Source organism: Gammaproteobacteria bacterium, assembly GCA_013697705.1.
In the GTDB taxonomy this organism is placed as follows: Bacteria; Pseudomonadota; Gammaproteobacteria; order UBA6002; family UBA6002; genus UBA6002.
The window spans coordinates 50,095-65,152 of sequence record JACCWJ010000004.1 but is presented as its reverse complement, the minus strand read 5'-3'; the positions used below and the strand labels follow the sequence as shown (position 1 = coordinate 65,152).

The following is a 15,058-nucleotide window of genomic DNA, read 5'->3' as shown; positions in this document are numbered from 1 at the left end:
CATTCCTTGATTTCGCTTCGCTACATCAAGGAATGCAATCACTTCAGTTTATTTATGTGTTTGCAGACGCAGTTGTAGCAAGATTGCGGAGCTTGCAATACCTAGCGCCAAACCCCACCATAATCCCACCGCCCCATAGTGATAAATGAAACCAAACACATATCCACTTCCTATTCCCATCAACCAAAATGAAATTAACCCTAAAAACATCGGCACTAATGTATCTTGAAATCCACGCAGCGCACCATTTGTTATTAATTGCCCCGCATCAATAATATGGAATATGGCTGTAATGGCCAGTAGTTTTACAGCCAGCTGAAGCACAGGTTGATTTTGAGCTATGTGCACATTTAGAAAAAAATGAACGAAAAATTTTGGAAAAAACCAAAATAGGCAAGCGGTTATAAATGCTAAACCTAGGCCAGAGCCGATAGCAATGTAAGCGACGCGAAAGGCAGACACCCTTGTTGGATCTGCTCGAGCCTGGCTCACCTTTACGGCTACCGCTTGTGCGATCCCAATAGGTATCATTACAAATAGGTACATGCATTGAATGGCTATTTGGTGCGCTGCAAGTGCAACGACACCAAAGTAACCAATAAGTAATGCGACAATCACAAATAAGAGTTCTTCAACCACAAAACTCGTTCCAACGGGAAGCCCTAATTTGACAATACGTTTTAGCGTATTCCAATGTGGAAGTGTAAATTGCAAAATTTTATAATGATAAATATTGCGATGCAGCGAAAGATAGAGCGCTAATACAAGGAAGGATAGCCAACAAACAATTGAAGTAGCCAACCCTACTCCGAATATTTTCATAGCCGGTAAACCTAATCCACCATAAATGAACCAATAATTTAACATTATATTTACGGGGATGGTTCCAACAGAGATAAACATAACAATTTTAGGTCTTGAAATGGCGGTGGAAAATTCTCTCAAACCAATAAAACATAATTCGGGTAGGAACCCCCAAAAAAGTCCGTGCAAGAGACTTTTTGCCCCCCGAACGACTTCCACCGGCTGGTGGATAGCTAATAATATATGATGCGCGTTCCAAACGACTAACAGAGCAGGAATACTTAAAAATATGGCAAGCCAAATTCCTTGCTGACTAATCGTTTGTACTTTCATCTGATCTTTTTTACCAAATGCCTCTGCGGCTAATGTTCCTACAGCAGTAAGAACACCCATACATCCCACCAAGATAATAATATAAATAACGTTACCCACTGCAGCTGCGGCTAATGCTTGAGGGCCTAACCTTCCGAGCATAACGGTGCTAATAACCTGCATTGCCATGTATGCTAGTAAATTAAAAATTAAAGGGAGGGCCAGATGAAAAATACCCTTAAATTCTCGGGTAATGGAGTTTCTCATAGTTTGTCTAATTATTAAGTAAGGTGAATTTAAATATATTTTAAAAAAATGATTTAGATATTATACATTTATTCTCGATCATGGTTTAATAAAACCTGTTTTTTTAGGAGAAAATCAGCGTGTTTACAACGTTAATTTTATCTCGCATCCAATTTGGCTTTACGATTGGATTTCATATTTTGTTCCCCACCCTGAACATTGGTTTAGCTATTTTCATTTGTATATTTGAAGGTATTTGGCTAAAAACTCAAAATCCTAAATATCTCCAAATCTGTAAATTCTGGACAAAAATTTTCGCACTTACCTTTGGCATGGGCGTGGTCTCTGGTGTTGTACTCTCCTATGAGTTAGGAACTAATTTCAATGGCTTCACTAATGCAGTAGGTGAAGTGTTAGGGCCACTTTTTGCCTATGAAGTCATGAGCGCTTTCTTCTTGGAGGCAGGATTTCTCGGCATCATGTTGTTTGGCTGGAAAAAGGTAAATCCTAAAATTCATTATTCCGCTACTTTGCTCGTGACAATCGGCACCATTATCTCTGCGTTCTGGATTTTATCAGCAAACTCTTGGATGCAGACTCCCACGGGATATTATTTGATAGGCAATAAGTTCATAGTAAAAGCGTGGTCTGAAGTTATTTTCAATCCTTCTTTCATCCCTCGTTTTATTCATATGATACTCGCTGCACTCTTAACAACCTGTTTTGTCATTACCGGCATATCCAGTTGGTATATTCTAAAAAAACGCGCTATCGATTTAGCAAAACCCTGCCTGGCCATAGCGATTTGTCTGGCGGCAATCGTAGGGCCCTTACAGCTGTTTGTGGGTGATCTTATGGGCCTCAACATCTACCATTATCAACCTCTAAAAACCGCAGCCATCGAAGCTAACTGGAATACGATGCAAGGCGCCCCCTTTGTTGTGTTTGCAATTCCATCGTCGACTCAAGGCAAAAATCTTTTTGAAGTGAAAATTCCTTATGGTGCGAGCTTAATTAATACACATTCATTTCAGGGTACACTCATTGGGCTAAATTCAGTGCCTAAAGCTGACCAACCCGTAGTGGCCCCCACGTTTTTCGGTTTTCGTATTATGGTAGCCATAGGGATGCTTTTTATCCTGACTGCCTGGATGGGCGCAATTTTGCTCTACCGTAAAGCACTTTTTACCAAGAACTGGTTTCTACGTCTCTGTATCTGGATTAGCCCTTTAGGTTTTATTGCAGCAATTGCTGGGTGGATTACCGCAGAATCGGGACGGCAACCCTGGATCGTTTATGGATTAATGCGCACTGCGAATGCAGCCTCAAACATCCCCATGGAACATGTTCTTATTTCCTTAATGCTTTTCATTGTGGGCTATGGTTTTGTTTTTAGCTTTTATCTCTATTATTTATTCAAAACCATTCGGAAAGGACCGGAGCATTTAGAGATCCCCACATTAACATTAGGTTACATGCCTCAACCTAACGATGAGGTTTTAGATGATAATGAATAATATGCTGCCCCTAATTTGGGCAGGTCTAATTGCGTTTGGCGTCATCGTCTATGTTATTTTAGATGGGTTTGATCTTGGCATTGGAATTTTATTTCCCTGGGTCCAGGATCATGAGTATCGCAGTATTATGATGGATACCATCGCGCCTGTCTGGGACGGTAATGAAACGTGGCTAGTATTCGGGGGCGCAACATTGTACGGGGCTTTTCCCTTAGCTTATAGCACTTTGTTGCCTGCATTATATATGCCTATTATGGTCATGCTAGGCTCTCTGGTTTTTCGCGGCGTTGCTTTTGAGTTCAGAATTAAAGCCCATAAAAGTCTTTTTTTGTGGGATTTAGCCTTTGCAGGTGGATCCACCATGGCCGCTTTTTGTCAGGGACTCATACTAGGCACTTTTATCCAAGGCTATTTTTTAATTCCAGGCTCAGCCGAAGCTTATGGTTGGTTAACCCCTTTTAGTATGGCGACTGGAATCGCCGTTGTTTTTGGCTATGCATTGCTAGGGTCAACCTGGCTCATTATGAAGACAGAAAACAATTTACAAAAAACCATGTATCAAGCCGCCAAAATTTTACTTTTTTGCGTTGCGGTTTTTATGTTTATCGTCAGTATATGGACGCCTTTCATTCACCCAGACATTAAAATTCGCTGGTTCTCATTGCCTAATTTTTTCTACTTACTGCCTCTTCCCGCTGCAACAATTATGACCACTTTATATGCGGCATATTGTCTCAAACATCCAACGGGTAAAAAGGAGGGATTGCCCTTCATTTTGAGCGTGTTGCTATTTATATTTGGTTATATCGGCTTAGGAATAAGCACATGGCCATATATAGTGCCTCGGCAGCTAACATTATGGGAAGCGGCTGCCAATCCTAAAACGCTCTTATTCCAATTAGTGGGGGCTATTATTCTGTTACCTTTATTAATCACCTATAGTATCTACGCCTATACCGTATTTAGAGGGAAGGTGCATGCCGGAAGCGGTTACCATTAAACGAGGCAAAAGATGAAAATAATTATAGCAGGGGGCACAGGGTTTATTGGTCAATCATTAGCTCGCTATTTTTTAGCGAGTGGCAATGAGATTATAGTTTTAGGAAGAAACATACAGAAAATTAAAGACATCTACCGCAATCAAGTCGTTGCCCTGACCTGGGATAGGTTTAATCAAGAGAGTCTATCCTTACTCCATAACGCGGATCTCATCATCAATCTGGCCGGCACAAATATTGGTGAAAAACGCTGGAGTAAGGAAAGGAAACAAGCAATTATTGAAAGTCGTGTACACACTACCCACACAGTGGCAGAGAGCTGCGCTAAACTCGGCGAGCAATCACCGCCCCTGTTCAATGCAAGCGCGGTAGGAATTTATGGACAACACAACAAGGTGGCCCAACCCTTAACTGAAGAAGCTGCTGATCGTTTTACTCACAATACAGATTTTTTACATCAAGTTGCGCAGCAATGGGAAGAGGCCACTCTTCCAGCTAGCAATGCAGGTGTTAGAGTAGTGAATATGCGGTTTTCATTGGTGCTCGATAAAAAAGGTCTGCTTGGTAAACTCAAGCTGCCGTTTTCTTTAGGTTTAGGCGGTCCAATTGGCACCGGAGATCAACCGCTCGCTTGGATTGAACTTGACGATCTCATCGCAGCAATTAATTTTCTTATCACCCAACCCACTATTCAAGGGCCAGTAAACTTTGCTGCTCCTGGCTGTATATCGCAAAAACAATTTGCCAACGCATTTGCCAGCATTTTACATCGACCCGCTATTTTAAAAACGCCTGCTTTTTTGATTAAAACACTATTAGGTCAGATGGGTGAGGAATTACTACTGAATGGTCAATGTGTGGATCCTCAGGTATTATTATCTCACGGGTTTAAATTTACGTATTCAGATATTACTACAGCGTTAAGACATATTTACCAATGATTAAATACGAGAACGGCTCCCGTAACACAATGGCAAAGATAATGTATGAGTAATACCAATCCCCCCAAAATAGGTGTGTTGATCACCAATTTAGGCACCCCTGACCAACCGACCCCCTCTGCAGTAAAAAAATATTTAAAAGAATTTTTGTGGGATCCATTCATTGTTCAAATTCCAAGACCTTTGTGGTGGTTAATCCTAAATGGGATCATTCTTCGCACGCGGCCTAAAAAATCGGCAAAACTTTACCAAAAAATTTGGACTAAATCTGGCTCGCCATTATTAGTTTTTAGCTCGGAATTGGTCAGAAAACTACGTGGCGCTATGACAAGTCGTGGCTATACATTCAAATATGCGCTGGGTATGCGTTATGGCGAACCTTCGATTAAACAAGCATTGATAAATCTTCGTGAACAGGGGGTAACTCAGATTATTGGATTCCCACTTTACCCACAATATTCAACCACTACGACTGCTTCTACGGTCCACGCCATTAAAAAGCAATTGCAACAACTTAAATGGGAACCGACATTACATTTTATTGAAAATTATGCATATGAGCCCAGTTATATTTCTGCGTTGGCTCATACCATTCATAATCATTGGCAAAAACAAATACCCGGACAAAAATTGCTATTTTCGTTTCATGGGATTCCTAAAAAACTCATTGCCAAAGGTGACCCCTATTTTGATCAATGTTTAGATACCGCAGCCCAAGTTGCTTCAAAATTAAATTTAGAGGAAAAAAAATGGGGTGTGGTCTTTCAATCTCGCTTTGGTCGTGAAGAGTGGTTACAACCTTACTGTAATAAGGTGCTACAAGATCTACCGAAGGAAGGATATAAACATATTGATGTAATTTGTCCCGGATTTGCGGTCGATTGTTTAGAAACATTAGAGGAAATGGCAATAACAAATAAAAAGATTTTTCATCAAGCAGGCGGGCTCATTTACAATTACATTTCTGCTTTAAATACAACTGATCTACATATCCAATCTCTATCTGACATTCTCATCAAAAACGCTAACCTAAAGCCATTTACCTCTACCCTAGGATGACAGGGGCTTCGTTGCAAAGGTATACTATCTTAGGAAATCAATTACCCAAGGGATAATGCATGCAACTTTATTTACGCGGATTATTATTTATTATTTGCTTAGCATACAATTATTCCGCTTCTGCTACGTCCGTTTTTCATGGCTATATCACCGACTTAAGCCCCCCATATATTTGCAAACTTAAGCTTAAAGGGGCTGAAGGGGTTTCGCTGAGCAAAAAACATTATTATTATTTCAGCGGCATTTGTTCGATTAAAATCCCCGTGGGTACCCGGTGGATTTATCAAAACTTATGGGCGGATGTGGTGGCTGAATGGGACGGTGACCAAAATTGGGGCAAGGAAACAACTACCTTTTCTTCCAGTAAACAAACAGTTGTTGCAGAATTACGATGTGATGACGACCCCTGGCTTACTAAAGCACAATGCTCTCTAGAGGCTTATCAAAATAATACTCAGTACACTAATTTGGGGGGCGTTTATAATGAAAGAACCGGCTTATACCCTCCTTTTGAAACAATAACGGGTCAATACCCACCGTTAGCTCGCAACCAAGCCATTTTACAAGAAGCGATTGCTCTATCCCTCTCTGCTGCCAGACACAAAGAAGACGTGGCGCAAACTGTTTTTAATCAAACCTTTAGTGATCAACCCTCTCCCACAGTACCCGTCGTTAAAACGGTGCGACGCAAAGTCACTAAAATCTATCGCAAGCCTAAAATGGGCAATTTACGGGTCGATTGCTGTTTAAAATTAAATAAAGAATGTGGCAAACCCGCTGCTGATTCATTTTGCCGGTCGATGGGTTTCAAACAATCGGTGAATTGTAAAATAGATAGTAATCGCTGTACCCCCACTTTTATCATCGGTACTCAAACGATTTGCAGCCAACCTTTTTGCAAAGGTTTTGACGAAGTCGAGTGTTCCAATTAGTCTAAGGATTCGCCTTTCTTCTTGGACCAGCCATTAATAGTGGTTTGTTTAGCTCTACTTAGAGTCAATTGAGCGTCAGGGGCGTCTCGAGTAATCGTTGAGCCTGCGCCGATATAGGCATTTTCACCTATAGTAATGGGCGCCACCAGTTCCGTGCCAGAACCAATAAAGGCACCATCTTTAATGAGAGTCTCAAACTTATTGATGCCATCATAATTACAGGTAATTGTGCCTGCTCCCACATTTACTCTCTTACCTAAGGTTGAATCCCCCAGGTAGGTAAGGTGATTCACCTTGCTAAAGTCATCAATTTTCGTATTTTTCAGCTCCACAAAATTTCCGATGTGAACTTCTTTGCCCAGTTGCGTGTGAGGTCGTATTCGCGCAAAGGGGCCAATTTGACAGCCATCCTCTATAACGGCATCCTCAATGACACAATTCGATTTTATGATTACATTTTTGCCTATTTTTACATTATTCAATAGGGTATTCGGTCCTATATAGCTACCTTCGTCAATAGCTACTTCTCCGCTCAAGATCACATTGATGTCTAAGGTTACATCGTTAGCAATATTTAGTGTGCCTCTACAATCAAAACGTGAAGGATCAATGATAGTTACACCTTGTTCTAGCAACTCCAGCGCTTTTTGGCTCTGATAATAGCGCTCTAACCGCATTAATTCTTTTCGGTCATTAACACCCGCCACTTCCTCGAGAGAGGGAGCTAAAAGACCAGCGATTTTATGGTCATTTTCAGCGACAAGGGAGATGATATCAGTTAAATAATATTCAGATTGCGCATTGTGATCTTTGAGTTGGGGCAACCATCTTTTAAAGGCAGCAGCGGGACCTGTTAAAATTCCAGTATTCACTTCCTGAATCAATAACTGGTCGGGTGTAGCGTCTCTATGCTCGATAATCGCCACAATCTCGTTATCAGGATTTCTAATGATCCGTCCAAATCCGGTAGGATCATCGAATGTCGCTACTAAAAGTGCAAACTGCTGCTCATTGTCGGCCAACAACTGTTTTAAAGTAGCCGTTTTAATAAGCGGCACATCACCATAAAGAATTAAAACTTGGTGATCATCGGGAATATGGGGCAAGGCTTGCAGAACTGCATGGCCCGTGCCTTTAGGGTTGGCTTGATTTACCCAATTAACGGGCAAATCCCCTAATGTTTCTCTGACGCGACTTCCGCCGTTACCATATACTACATAGATGGCATCTGGATTGAGCGTCTGCGCTGTTTTAATTACATGGAGAAGAAGGGGCTGACCTGCGAGCTGATGAAGTACTTTAGGCAATTTCGAATACATTCGTTTGCCATAGCCTGCGGCCAGAATAACCACACTTAAGGTCATTCGCCTCGACCGAATTTCTTACGAATTTGTTTCACGTGTTTGATAGCGCGAAGTCTTGCCGCTGCATCTGCGAGCTCACTTAATGTTTGGGAATATTCAATATTTGATTTGCGACTTGAGGCGGTTTTCTCTGCACGCTGGCGCGCTTCCATCGCGGCTATTTCATCTAAGTCTTCAGCTCGAACTGCAGTGTCAGCCAATACCGTGACAATATCAGGCTGCACTTCAACGGTCCCACCCGAAATATAAAAGACTTCTTGCTTACCGCCTTGCAAGGTGACTCTTATTAAGCCAGGCTTTAAGGTTGTTAACAGGGGAGTATGACCGGGCATGATACCAAGTTCCCCCTGACTGCCTGAGACGGCTACCATTTCAGCTCGCCCCGAAAAAATTTCACCTTCTGCGCTTACAATATCTAAATGTACGCTCATCGCCATTTTTACACCTTTATTTATAATGACTTAGCACGTTCCACGGCTTCATCAATGGTGCCAACCATATAAAATGCCTGCTCTGGAAGATGATCATATTCACCGCTAAGAATCGCTCTGAAGCCTCGAATGGTATCTTGAACCGATACATATTTTCCAGGTTGACCTGTAAAGACTTCAGCCACGAAGAATGGCTGAGATAAGAAACGCTGAATACGTCTTGCACGACGAACGGATGTTTTATCTTCTTCCGATAACTCGTCCATCCCTAAAATTGCGATAATATCTTTTAATTCTTTGTAACGCTGTAAGGTTCCTTGAACCGCTCTGGCGACATCATAATGTTCTTGTCCAATGACTAATGGATCAAGTTGACGACTTGTAGAATCTAAAGGATCAATTGCTGGGTAAATACCTAATTCCGCGATTTGGCGCGAGAGTACAACCGTTGCGTCTAAATGGGCAAACGTTGTTGCTGGTGAAGGATCTGTTAAATCATCCGCAGGTACGTATACGGCCTGAATAGACGTAATTGATCCTGTTTTGGTAGAAGTAATTCGCTCTTGAAGCATTCCCATTTCTTCTGCTAAGGTGGGTTGATACCCTACTGCAGAAGGCATACGACCTAATAATGCTGAAACCTCGGTTCCCGCTAAGGTATAACGATAAATATTATCGATGAATAATAAAACATCGCGACCTTCATCACGGAAAGCTTCAGCGATCGTCAAACCCGTTAAAGCCACTCGCAATCGATTTCCGGGTGGTTCATTCATCTGTCCATATACGAGAGATACCTTATCTAGTACGTTTGAATCTTTCATTTCATGATAGAAATCGTTTCCTTCACGTGTTCTTTCACCTACTCCTGCGAAAACGGAATAGCCACTGTGTTCAATCGCAATATTTCGGATAAGCTCCATCATGTTAACTGTCTTACCTACACCCGCACCCCCGAACAGTCCGACTTTACCGCCTTTAGCAAAAGGACACAGTAAATCGATCACTTTAATTCCGGTTTCTAATAATTCGGTGCTCATCGCTTGATCGGTAAATTTAGGCGGAGCGCGATGGATTGGTAGAATTCGGTTGGCTTTAATTTCGCCTTCTTCATCAATAGGGTTACCGAGTACATCCATGATGCGACCCAGGGTATCTTTACCCACTGGCACCATAATAGGATCACCCGTGTTCACTACCGCTAAACCTCGCTTTAGTCCATCAGATGAGCCCATAGCAATAGTACGAACAATTCCATCGCCTAATTGCTGTTGTGCTTCTAGCACTAAGTTTGTTTCCACAACTTTCAAAGCATCATAAATTTTAGGTACGTGACCGCTAGGAAACTTGACGTCCACTACTGCGCCAATAACTTCAACAATTTTACCCGTGTTAGTCATGAATTCTTAATCCTCTCTACAAAGTACTAAACAGCGTCTGCACCAGCTACAATTTCAGCGATTTCTTGCGTGATAGCAGCTTGGCGAGCCTTATTATAAATTAATTGCAGGTCTTTAATAATTTCACCTGCATTCTCTGTGGCATTTTTCATTGCCACCATTCTTGCGGATTGTTCACTGGCTATATTTTCTATTGTTGCCTGGTAAACCTGTAATTCTATATAACGCACCAAAAGCACATCTAAAATTTCTCGCGCATCCGGCTCATAGATATAATCCCAGTATTCTGGGGTATTCTGCGAAGGCACTACCACCGGAAGTAAGCGTTTGATTTCAGGTTTTTGGGTCATGGTATTAACAAATTCATTAGAGATTAAGTAGAGGGCGTCCAAGGTGCCCTCATTATATTTATCGAGCATTGTTTTAATAACACCGATTAAATCATTAATAGTGGGTCTATCCCCTAGATGATCTGCTTCTGCGACGATGTTAGCTCCAATACGCTTGAAGAAATGTTCGCCTTTTTGACCAATAACACACAGCTCTGACTCAACATTTTTGTTGTTCCAAGCTTGCATATCCGCTAGCGCCGTTCTAAATAAATTAATATTTAAGCCACCACAAAGTCCACGATCAGTTGAGATAATTATGTACCCCACCTTTTTAATACTTTCACGAGGAGTCAGGTAGGGATGTCGATATTCACTATGGCTACGAGCGATGTGTTCAATCACCCTTAATATAGCCTTAGCATAAGGACGTGTGCGCAGCATATGCTCTTGAGCTCGACGCATTTTACTCACAGCAACCAATTGCATCGCGCTCGTAATTTTCTTCGTCTTTTCTATGCTTTTGATTTTGGTCTTAATTTCTCTACCGATGGCCATTATTAACTACCACGATTGTGTTTTCTTAAATTCTTTAACTGCTTCATGAAGCTGTTTACCAATTTCGTCATTATAAACAGGATTCTCATTAATGGTTTGCAATAAATCAGCGTACTTATCATTCATAAAACGTCGCAGCTCTTCCTCGAAACTAACCACCTTTTTAAGTTCAACGTCGTCAAGGTATCCTTGATCGGCGGTAAATAAGGTGATAGCCATGTCAGCAACACTAAGAGGAGAATATTGTTTTTGTTTTAAAATTTCAGTACTACGTTGCCCACGCTCTAATTGTTTTCGAGTAGTTTCATCTAAATCGGACGCAAATTGTGCAAAGGCTTCTAACTCACGGTATTGCGCTTGAGCTAATCGAAGGCCACCACCAAATTTTTTAACTATCTTGGTTTGCGCAGCACCACCCACCCGAGAGACTGATAACCCTGCGTTAACAGCAGGCCTGATACCCGAGTTAAACAAATCTGTGTCGAGATAAATTTGCCCGTCTGTAATAGAGATTACATTAGTAGGAACGAAAGCAGAAACGTCGCCCGCTTGAGTTTCGATAATGGGTAATGCAGTCAATGAACCTGTTTTACCTTTCACGCGACCGTCGGTCATTTTTTCCACGTATTTTGCACTTACCCGTGCGGCACGCTCTAATAATCTTGAATGTAAATAAAAGACATCCCCAGGATACGCTTCGCGGCCTGGCGGTCTTCTTAATAAAAGAGATATTTGACGATAAGCCCAAGCTTGTTTGGTTAAATCATCATAGATAATCAGTGCATCTCGGCCACTATCCCGGAAGTATTCACCCATAGTGCAGCCAGAATAAGGAGCAATAAACTGGAGCGATGCTGACTCTGCAGCTGTCGCAGCAACCACAATGGTATGATCCATCGCGCCATGCTCTTCTAATTTTCTAACTACGGTTGCAACTGAAGATGCCTTCTGACCGATCGCCACATATATACAGATAACACCCGTATTTTTTTGGTTTATGATGGAGTCAATTGCAATCGCAGTTTTACCTGTTTGACGGTCACCGATGATCAATTCTCGCTGGCCTCGTCCTATGGGTACTAATGAATCAATACCTAATAATCCGGTTTGGAGGGGTTGATCTACGGATTGTCGAGAAATTACACCAGGAGCCACTTTCTCTATAGGAGAAAGATAAGGTGTATCAATTGGCCCTTTGCCATCAATCGGGGCACCTAAAGCATTTACTACTCTACCGAGCAATGCTTCGCCCACCGGAACTTCCAAAATTCGACCTGTGCATTTGACGATTTGACCTTCTGCAAGATGCTCGTAAGGTCCAAGCACAACAGCGCCTACTGAATCCTGCTCCAGATTTAAAGCCATTCCCGCAGTGCCACCTTCAAATTCCAACATTTCTCCGTTCATTGCCTCATAAAGACCATGAATCTGTGCGATACCGTCTTTCAATCTAACGATAGTCCCTTGTCGAGAAATTTCTGGGCTCAACTTTGCGCTTTCGATTCGCTTTTTTATGAGCTCACTAATTTCGGATGGGTTTAATTGCATCTTTGTTTGCATCTCGGTTATATCCCCCTAACAACTCAATCTTTCAAAAAGTCTATTTAGCTTGCTGCGAAGTGAGCCATCGATCACTTCATCACCAGCATATATAATTGCACCGCCAATAAGCGTGTTGTCTACTACAAACCGTATTGCAACCTGGCGATTTAAATAATTTTCCAAGGCTTGTTTTAAGCGTTGCAACCTGGGCGGGTCGATGGAATACGCGCTTACCACTTTCACTTCAATTCGTTTCTCAAGGTCAGCCACGCAGTCTTCAAATAGTTTGGCAATAGCGGGCAGTAAATTTAATCGCTTCCCTTCGGCAAGTAAGTTGATGAGGTTTTTTGAGTCCTCATTTATTGATTCGCCACCAAGATCAATAAAAATGCTAGCCAGCTCTTCTTTTGGCACGAGCGGGCTCGTTAAAACAGGTTGCATTTCTTTACTACTTGCAATGAAGGCTAATCTTTTTAGCGTATCTGACCATTCTTTAAGCGAGTGCTTTTCACAAGCTGATTCAAAAATGGCTTTCGCATAAGGTCTCGCAACGGTCGTGATTTCAGACATAGTTAAATCTCATCAATCAACTGGTCAACCAAAGCGTTATTGGCTGACTCATCAATTTTTTTTTCTAGAATTTTTTCTGCACTCGCAATAGCCAGCGTCGCCACTTGTTGTAACAAATCATGTTTTGCAGTCTGCATTTCTTGAGCAATTTGATCTTTGGCGAGCATCACTAGACGCTCCCCTTCTTCTCTTGCCTTTCCTTTTGCATCTTCAATCATACGAGTAGCACGCTGAGCCGCTTGATCGATTAATTTAGCGGCTTCGAGCTTGGCATCACGCAGACTTTCGGTTGCTTTATGTCTTGCAAGCTCAAGCTCATGATGACCCCGTTCTGCTGCCTCTAAACCATCGGCTATTTGCTTACGCCGATCCTCGAGCGCCTTCATCATAGGTGGCCAAATATACTTCATTGTCACGCCGACCAAAATCATGAAAGTAATCATTTGGCCCAATAAAGTAAGATTTATATTCACGTCTCTGACCTCTAGTAGATTATTGAGCGACTTTGCCTACTTGCTCAAGCAGTGCAGCAACAAATGGACTATCCACAGTAAACCATAAAGCGATACCCACACCGATCATCGTAACCGCATCCAGTAATCCCGCTACAATAAACATTTTTACTTGTAGTTGTGGAATCATCTCAGGTTGTCTAGCCGACCCTTCCAGAAACTTTCCGCCTAATATTCCAAAACCAATTGCAGTGCCTAACGCGCCTAATCCGATGAGTAATCCCACCGCCACCGCAGTTAAACTTTGAATTTCAGCTATATATTTCAATGTTTCCATTGTATCTCCTCAATTTTGTTAATATTAATGATCTTCGTGAGCCAAACTTAAATACACAATCGTTAGCATCATGAAGATAAACGCTTGTAATGTAATGATTAAAATATGAAATAATGCCCAAGGGCCTCCAAGAGTCCATTGTATCCATGCAGGTAACAGCGCAATCAAAATAAAAATTAATTCTCCTGCATACATATTTCCAAAAAGCCGCAATGAAAGTGAAATTGGTTTCGCTAATTCTTCCACGCATCTCAGGAAAAAGTTAAAAGGCATTACCAATATATTCCATGGGAAAGGATAGGGCCCGAAGGGGCGCATGAAATACTCATTAAATACACCACGAGCGCCTTTAATTTTAAAGCTATAATAAATAAGTAATAAAAACACAGAGATGGACATCGCAAATGTTGCACCAAGATCTGTGGTTGGTACAGCCCTCAAATAAGGTACGCCTACCATTGAGGTGGCGCGTGGCAACAAATCGACTGGCAACAAATCCATCGCATTCATCAAAAATACCCACACAAATATGGTGAGGGCGAGAGGAGCGATAAGAGCGCTTCTGCCATGAAAACAATCTTTGACCTGAGTGTTTACGAAATCCAGCACAACTTCAACAAAATTTTGGACCTTTCCAGGAGCGCCAGAGGTGGCTCGCTTAGCTACTGTTCTAAAGAAAATGATAAAAATAGAACCGAGCAACATCGAAACGAATAATGTATCGAGATTTAATGTCCAAAAGCCACCATCACCTAACGACATTGTCTTTAGATTAAATTGCAAATTTGTTAAATGATGCTGAATATATTGCGATGCAGTTGCCGGACTTTCCACGTTCATATTTTATTAACCGTTCGATGTCTGAATAATGCTGTAAACCAAAAAGTAAATTGTGCAACGATATAGCCAATAAAAATGGCTAATTTATTCATATTAAAATATTTAAATGCTATGACGAATAGTACAATTGTAATTATAAATTTCACAACTTCACTTATATAAAATGAAGTAATAATCTGGCGCGTTGCTTGTGCGCCTGTTTTTGCAAATAGTTTATGTGCAAAGTACGCATTCGGTAGTATACAAATTATTCCTCCCCAAAAAAATGAAAAGGCTGTATTACCGCTGCCCATAAAATATATTAAGACTGTCGCGAATAAGATCACGATGATCTGGATGTATACGTAGCTAAAAGCAACACCCCTGATGGATCGGAGGATGTTATTAGACAACGCTGCACCTCTTTGCCGTTTTTATGAGACCTGG

The 15,058-nt window shown here is 41.5% G+C and carries 16 protein-coding genes; 5 read left to right on the top strand and 11 right to left on the bottom strand.

Going from position 1 to position 15,058, the window contains the following annotated elements; genetic code table 11:
• Positions 1 to 48: 48 nt before the first annotated feature.
• Positions 49 to 1,383: an MATE family efflux transporter gene (locus tag H0U71_00940; GenBank protein MBA2653619.1), complete on the bottom strand. Its 1,335-nt coding sequence runs from the start codon at positions 1,381 to 1,383 to the stop codon at positions 49 to 51.
• A gap of 119 nt (positions 1,384 to 1,502) precedes the next feature.
• Here H0U71_00940 and H0U71_00935 point away from each other — a divergent pair, with 119 nt between their 5' ends.
• Genes H0U71_00935 through H0U71_00915 form a run of 5 tightly spaced genes read left to right on the top strand, consistent with a single transcriptional unit; the run spans position 1,503 to position 6,809 of the window.
• A complete protein-coding gene (locus H0U71_00935) occupies positions 1,503 to 2,879 on the top strand; it encodes a cytochrome ubiquinol oxidase subunit I (GenBank protein MBA2653618.1) in 1,377 nt (458 codons plus the stop codon).
• The gene (gene cydB / locus H0U71_00930) at positions 2,872 to 3,879 is read left to right on the top strand and encodes a cytochrome d ubiquinol oxidase subunit II (GenBank protein MBA2653617.1); all 1,008 of its coding nucleotides are present in this window, start codon (positions 2,872 to 2,874) and stop codon (positions 3,877 to 3,879) included. Before H0U71_00935 ends, cydB begins: the two co-directional genes overlap by 8 nt.
• A gap of 12 nt (positions 3,880 to 3,891) precedes the next feature.
• Positions 3,892 to 4,818, top strand: a complete 927-nt coding sequence (locus H0U71_00925) for a TIGR01777 family protein (protein ID MBA2653616.1) — start codon at positions 3,892 to 3,894, stop codon at positions 4,816 to 4,818.
• 45 nt (positions 4,819 to 4,863) lie between these two features.
• Complete coding sequence (hemH, locus tag H0U71_00920) at positions 4,864 to 5,877, top strand: ferrochelatase (protein MBA2653615.1); 1,014 nt, start codon at positions 4,864 to 4,866, stop codon at positions 5,875 to 5,877.
• Between the two features lie 59 nt (positions 5,878 to 5,936).
• Complete coding sequence (locus H0U71_00915) at positions 5,937 to 6,809, top strand: hypothetical protein (protein MBA2653614.1); 873 nt, start codon at positions 5,937 to 5,939, stop codon at positions 6,807 to 6,809.
• On the opposite strand, the gene glmU is transcribed toward H0U71_00915, so the two are convergent.
• Genes glmU through H0U71_00865 form a run of 10 tightly spaced genes read right to left on the bottom strand, consistent with a single transcriptional unit; the run spans position 6,806 to position 15,024 of the window.
• Positions 6,806 to 8,173, bottom strand: a complete 1,368-nt coding sequence (gene glmU, locus H0U71_00910; protein ID MBA2653613.1) for a bifunctional UDP-N-acetylglucosamine diphosphorylase/glucosamine-1-phosphate N-acetyltransferase GlmU — start codon at positions 8,171 to 8,173, stop codon at positions 6,806 to 6,808. The genes H0U71_00915 and glmU overlap by 4 nt on opposite strands.
• A complete protein-coding gene (locus tag H0U71_00905) occupies positions 8,170 to 8,610 on the bottom strand; it encodes a F0F1 ATP synthase subunit epsilon (GenBank protein MBA2653612.1) in 441 nt (146 codons plus the stop codon). The genes glmU and H0U71_00905 overlap by 4 nt, the downstream gene beginning before the upstream one ends.
• A 14-nt stretch (positions 8,611 to 8,624) precedes the next feature.
• On the bottom strand, positions 8,625 to 10,004 hold the full coding sequence (atpD, locus tag H0U71_00900; GenBank protein MBA2653611.1) for a F0F1 ATP synthase subunit beta: 1,380 nt from the start codon (positions 10,002 to 10,004) through the stop codon (positions 8,625 to 8,627).
• Between the two features lie 26 nt (positions 10,005 to 10,030).
• Positions 10,031 to 10,891: a F0F1 ATP synthase subunit gamma gene (gene atpG, locus H0U71_00895; protein ID MBA2653610.1), complete on the bottom strand. Its 861-nt coding sequence runs from the start codon at positions 10,889 to 10,891 to the stop codon at positions 10,031 to 10,033.
• 6 nt (positions 10,892 to 10,897) lie between these two features.
• The gene (locus H0U71_00890) at positions 10,898 to 12,439 is read right to left on the bottom strand and encodes a F0F1 ATP synthase subunit alpha (GenBank protein MBA2653609.1); all 1,542 of its coding nucleotides are present in this window, start codon (positions 12,437 to 12,439) and stop codon (positions 10,898 to 10,900) included.
• A gap of 27 nt (positions 12,440 to 12,466) precedes the next feature.
• A complete protein-coding gene (locus H0U71_00885) occupies positions 12,467 to 13,003 on the bottom strand; it encodes a F0F1 ATP synthase subunit delta (GenBank protein MBA2653608.1) in 537 nt (178 codons plus the stop codon).
• Positions 13,004 to 13,005: 2 nt separating this feature from the next.
• On the bottom strand, positions 13,006 to 13,476 hold the full coding sequence (locus H0U71_00880) for a F0F1 ATP synthase subunit B (protein MBA2653607.1): 471 nt from the start codon (positions 13,474 to 13,476) through the stop codon (positions 13,006 to 13,008).
• Positions 13,477 to 13,495: 19 nt separating this feature from the next.
• Positions 13,496 to 13,792 carry a F0F1 ATP synthase subunit C gene (gene atpE / locus H0U71_00875; protein ID MBA2653606.1) on the bottom strand — a complete coding sequence of 99 codons (297 nt, stop codon included), beginning with the start codon at positions 13,790 to 13,792 and terminating at the stop codon, positions 13,496 to 13,498.
• A gap of 24 nt (positions 13,793 to 13,816) precedes the next feature.
• Positions 13,817 to 14,632, bottom strand: a complete 816-nt coding sequence (gene atpB / locus H0U71_00870; protein ID MBA2653605.1) for a F0F1 ATP synthase subunit A — start codon at positions 14,630 to 14,632, stop codon at positions 13,817 to 13,819.
• Positions 14,629 to 15,024 carry an ATP synthase subunit I gene (locus H0U71_00865; GenBank protein ID MBA2653604.1) on the bottom strand — a complete coding sequence of 132 codons (396 nt, stop codon included), beginning with the start codon at positions 15,022 to 15,024 and terminating at the stop codon, positions 14,629 to 14,631. The genes atpB and H0U71_00865 overlap by 4 nt, the downstream gene beginning before the upstream one ends.
• Positions 15,025 to 15,058: the final 34 nt, after the last annotated feature.

Bases quoted from the DNA above. Each gene is read 5' to 3' on its own strand.
- H0U71_00940 (MBA2653619.1), bottom strand. From the start codon at position 1,383: ATGAGAAACTCCATTACCCGAGAATTTAAGGGTATTTTTCATCTGGCC.
- cydB (MBA2653617.1), top strand. From the start codon at position 2,872: ATGAATAATATGCTGCCCCTAATTTGGGCAGGTCTAATTGCGTTTGGC.
- H0U71_00925 (MBA2653616.1), top strand. From the start codon at position 3,892: ATGAAAATAATTATAGCAGGGGGCACAGGGTTTATTGGTCAATCATTA.
- hemH (MBA2653615.1), top strand. From the start codon at position 4,864: ATGAGTAATACCAATCCCCCCAAAATAGGTGTGTTGATCACCAATTTA.
- H0U71_00915 (MBA2653614.1), top strand. From the start codon at position 5,937: ATGCAACTTTATTTACGCGGATTATTATTTATTATTTGCTTAGCATAC.
- glmU (MBA2653613.1), bottom strand. From the start codon at position 8,173: ATGACCTTAAGTGTGGTTATTCTGGCCGCAGGCTATGGCAAACGAATG.
- H0U71_00905 (MBA2653612.1), bottom strand. From the start codon at position 8,610: ATGGCGATGAGCGTACATTTAGATATTGTAAGCGCAGAAGGTGAAATT.
- atpD (MBA2653611.1), bottom strand. From the start codon at position 10,004: ATGACTAACACGGGTAAAATTGTTGAAGTTATTGGCGCAGTAGTGGAC.
- atpG (MBA2653610.1), bottom strand. From the start codon at position 10,891: ATGGCCATCGGTAGAGAAATTAAGACCAAAATCAAAAGCATAGAAAAG.
- H0U71_00890 (MBA2653609.1), bottom strand. From the start codon at position 12,439: ATGCAATTAAACCCATCCGAAATTAGTGAGCTCATAAAAAAGCGAATC.
- H0U71_00885 (MBA2653608.1), bottom strand. From the start codon at position 13,003: ATGTCTGAAATCACGACCGTTGCGAGACCTTATGCGAAAGCCATTTTT.
- atpE (MBA2653606.1), bottom strand. From the start codon at position 13,792: ATGGAAACATTGAAATATATAGCTGAAATTCAAAGTTTAACTGCGGTG.
- atpB (MBA2653605.1), bottom strand. From the start codon at position 14,632: ATGAACGTGGAAAGTCCGGCAACTGCATCGCAATATATTCAGCATCAT.